This is a genomic window from Rhizobium sp. SEMIA 4085, assembly GCF_013004495.1.
Lineage (GTDB): Bacteria > Pseudomonadota > Alphaproteobacteria > Rhizobiales > Rhizobiaceae > Rhizobium > Rhizobium gallicum.
The window spans coordinates 1-3,850 of record NZ_JABEPH010000468.1 but is presented as its reverse complement, the minus strand read 5'-3'; the positions used below and the strand labels follow the sequence as shown (position 1 = coordinate 3,850).

At 59.8% G+C, this 3,850-nt stretch carries 3 protein-coding genes; all 3 read left to right on the top strand.

Annotated features, from left to right (window positions below):
• Window positions 1–614, top strand: a 614-nt coding sequence (locus C9413_RS29240) for an amino acid--[acyl-carrier-protein] ligase (RefSeq protein ID WP_170251281.1), incomplete at its 5' end; no start/stop codon positions are given.
• An 8-nt stretch (window positions 615–622) separates the two neighbouring features.
• On the top strand, window positions 623–1,585 hold the full coding sequence (locus C9413_RS29235) for a DUF1839 family protein (RefSeq protein WP_039846438.1): 963 nt from the start codon (window positions 623–625) through the stop codon (window positions 1,583–1,585).
• Between the two features lie 16 nt (window positions 1,586–1,601).
• A partial coding sequence (locus C9413_RS29230; protein ID WP_170251280.1) for a glycoside hydrolase family 2 protein occupies window positions 1,602–3,850 on the top strand: 2,249 nt, incomplete at its 3' end.

Sequence of the window (3,850 nt, the reverse complement as noted above, 5' to 3'; positions counted from 1 at the left end):
TGTATGCCGGCGACGTTTGGTCGAAGTGCCAGGAAGCATCCAATACCTTGCTGACGCCGGCTGCCTGCTACCCTCTCTATCCGACAATCGCCAAGCGGGGCAATCTACCTGCGAAGGGCAGCCTCTTCGACCTGCAGTCCTATTGCTTTCGTCATGAACCGTCGAAGGATCCCGCCCGCCAGCAGCTTTTCCGCATGCGCGAATATGTCTGCATGGGCACCGAAAGCCATGTGACCGACTTCCGTCAGCGCTGGATGGATCGCGGCGTCGAGATGATGAAGCAGCTCGGCCTCGAAGTCGTCATCGACGTCGCCAACGATCCATTTTTCGGCCGCGGCGGCAAGATGATGGTCAACAACCAGCGTGATCAGAACCTGAAGTTCGAGCTGCTGATCCCGATCACGTCGGCTGCCAAGCCGACAGCCTGCATGAGCTTTAACTATCATCAGGACTCCTTCGGCCAGAAGTGGGACCTGAACCTGGAGGACGGCAGCGTCGCGCACACTGCATGCGTCGGCTTCGGTCTCGAGCGCATCGCGCTTGCGCTGTTCCATCATCACGGGCTCGACGTGACGGAATGGCCGGCGAATGTGCGCAAGACCCTGTGGGGCTGAGCGGTTCGATGTCCTGCGTTTTCCCGGCCATCCGTCCAGATGGCTACCGCCAGCATGCGCTGCATTCCAATGAACGCATGTGGCCGGAAACCAACTGCTATATCGACCTCTGGATCGAAGTGCTGAACACGCTCAGGCTGCCGCCTGAAGCGATGCTCGGCTTTACGCTGACGCAGGATTTCGAGGGCGATCAATTCACCTTCTTCAAGGTACCGCTCGAAGACCTCGAGGCGCTTTACGGCATCCGTGTCACCGAACTCGCGATCTTTGACCGCGTCGAGCGTCACGTCGAAACACAGATCAGGCGCGGCCGACTTTGCCTGATCGAAATGGACTCCTTCTATATGCCGGATACCCACGGTACGGCCTATCGTTCCGAACACGGCAAGACGACCGTCGCCATCAACCGGCTGGATATTGCTGCCAAGCGCGTTGAGTATTTTCACAATGCCGGCTATTTCCAGCTTGAGGGCGAGGACTTCGACGGTCTCTTCCAAATGCATCTGAAGGACGAGGATTCACCCTTCCTGCCCTATACGGAATTTGCAAAACTTCCGGAGGCGTTTGCAGGCGAAAACTATATCGGCGATGTGGCGCACCGTCTTTTCAAGGTCCATTTCTCGCGCCGGCCTGCCGAAAACCCGATCCGTGCCTTTTCCAAGCAATTTCCGCAGCAGGTGGAAGTTGTCGCCGAGCGCCCTTTCGGCTTCTTCCACAAATATGCCTTCAACACCTTGCGCCAGTTCGGCGCCAATTTCGAGTTGGCCGCAGATCACCTCGCGTGGCTTTCTGCGGGCAGGTTCGCGCAGGCTGAAGAGAATGCCCGGCGCATCTCCGAAGTGGCGAAGTCGGTGCAGTTTCAGCTTGCCCGCGCCGTCACGCGCAAGAAGTTCGAGCCATTGCAGGCGGCGCTTGATCCGGCGGCAGATGCATGGGATGCCATGATGACTTCGATTTCCGATCGGCTTTGATACCGGGAGCTTGAGCATGGGGGGGCGGTTGGCGAGCGTCGGTGCGGAAGAGACCCTGCTTTCCGAAGGCTGGAATCTGGTCCTGACGGAACCGGGAGCTTGCTTGACGCCGCATGACATCCCGCCGTCTTCGAGGTTCATAGCAGCACCTGTTCCCGGCACTGTGGCTGACGCTTTGGAGCGCGCCGGTCTCTTCGATCGCGAGAATCCGGAGCCCCTGAATACGAAAGACGCCTGGTACGTCTGCCGGCTTTTCGACGCCGAGCCTGGCGAGGTTATCCTTCGTTTCGCAGGGCTTGCGACGCTCTGCCATGTCTTTCTGAACGGGCAGGAAATCCTCTCTTCCGAGAGCATGTTCACGGCGCATGAAATCCCCGTCACGCTTTTGGGCGGCGATGACCTGGTCCTTTGTTTTCGTGCGCTCGGTCCCCGTCTGAGCGAGCCCGGAGCCCGCGCCCGCTGGCGTCCTCAGATGATCGCGCCGCAGGGGCTCAAGAACTTTCGTACGACGCTGCTTGGGCACATGCCTGGCTGGTGCCCCGAAATTCATGCTGTCGGGCCGTGGCGGCCGATCACGCTTGTTCGCCGCAGTGTGATGTCGATCGATAATGTCTCGATCCGGGCTGTGCTGGAAAATGGCGTTGGCCGCCTCAGCGTTTCGTTGCACGCGGATGCCGAAAATCCCGACATGCTGCTTCGCTGTGGAGAGGTGGAGCAAGGCTTTGAGAAGATCGGCGGAAATCATTATTCGGCGATCCTCAAGCTGCCGGAGGTCACGCCTTGGTGGCCGCATACGCACGGTCTCCCGCATCTTTACGAACTGACGCTCGTTTCGGACGGCGCCGAATACTCGCTCGGAAGGACCGGCTTCCGCCGGATTGAAATCGATCGTGGCGTCGACGGCGACGGGTTCGGCCTTCGGGTAAATGGCGAGCCCGTCTTCTGCCGCGGTGCTGTCTGGACGACGGCCGATATCGTTCGCCTGCCGGGTTCGCGCGCAAACTACGAGCCCTTTCTGCGCCTTGCTGCCTTCGCCGGTATGAACATGATCCGCATTGGCGGCACGATGGCTTATGAGACGCCAGAGTTCTTCGAGCTTTGCGACGAGCTCGGCATTCTTGTCTGGCAGGACTTCATGTTCGCCAATTTCGACTACCCGCGAAGCGATAAGGCCTTCACGGGCCACGTTCATGCCGAAGTCGAGGGTTTTATCCATGGAGTGCAGGCTTCTCCTTCGCTCGCGGTCCTTTGCGGCGGAAGCGAGATTTATCAACAGGCGGCAATGCTCGGGTTGCCGCAGGAATTCTGGCGCGGACCGCTGACGGAGGACGTCATCCCGGCGATTGCAGAGCGTATGCGCCCCGACGTGCCCTACGTGCCGAACTCCCCTCACGGTGGGGCCATGCCTTTCTCGCCAAATACCGGCGTTACGCACTATTACGGCATTGGTGCCTATATGCGCCCGCTGGAGGATGCTCGCCGCGCCGACGTCCGGTTTGCTGCAGAAACCCTCGCCTTTGCCCATGCACCGCAACAAAAAACATTGCAGCGGCATCTGGATGTCCCGGCAGTCCATAGTCCGCTGTGGAAAGCTCGCGTTCCGCGGGATCGTGGCGCCTCCTGGGATTTCGAGGATGTTCGCGACTTCTACCTGAAGGAACTTTATCATGTCGACCCAGCGGCGCTGCGCCGGGAAAATCCGGAGCGCTATCTCGATTTGTCCCGCGCCGTGACGGGCGAGGTTCTGACGGAAACCTTCGCCGAATGGCGGCGCAAGGGTTCAAACTGCAACGGTGCACTTGTCTGGACGCTTCAGGATATTCTGCCTGGTCCCGGTTGGGGTGTTGTCGATTCCACCGGCGAGCCGAAACCGGGTTGGTTTGCCATGCGCCGCGTCTGCCGCCCGATTCAAGTGCTGCTGACGGACGAGGGCACGAACGGCCTTGACGTGCATGTCAGCAACGAAACCGGCGAAAGCTTGCCGGTTGAGCTTGAAATCGTCTGCCTGCGGGACGGCAAGCAGAGAGCCGTCGGCGGCAGCCAAGCACTGATACTTGCGCCAAGATCCACCGAAAAGCTCGCCGCGACCGAGCTCTTCGGTGCATTTTTCGACACGACCTATGCTTACCGTTTCTGTCCGCCTTCACATGACGTAACAGTTGCGCTGATGAGCTCCGCCGCTGGCGGCCTGCTTGCCGAAGCAGTCGCTTTCGCACTCGGACGGTCGATGGCGATTAACGAGACCGCGATCGGTGTGTGCACGGA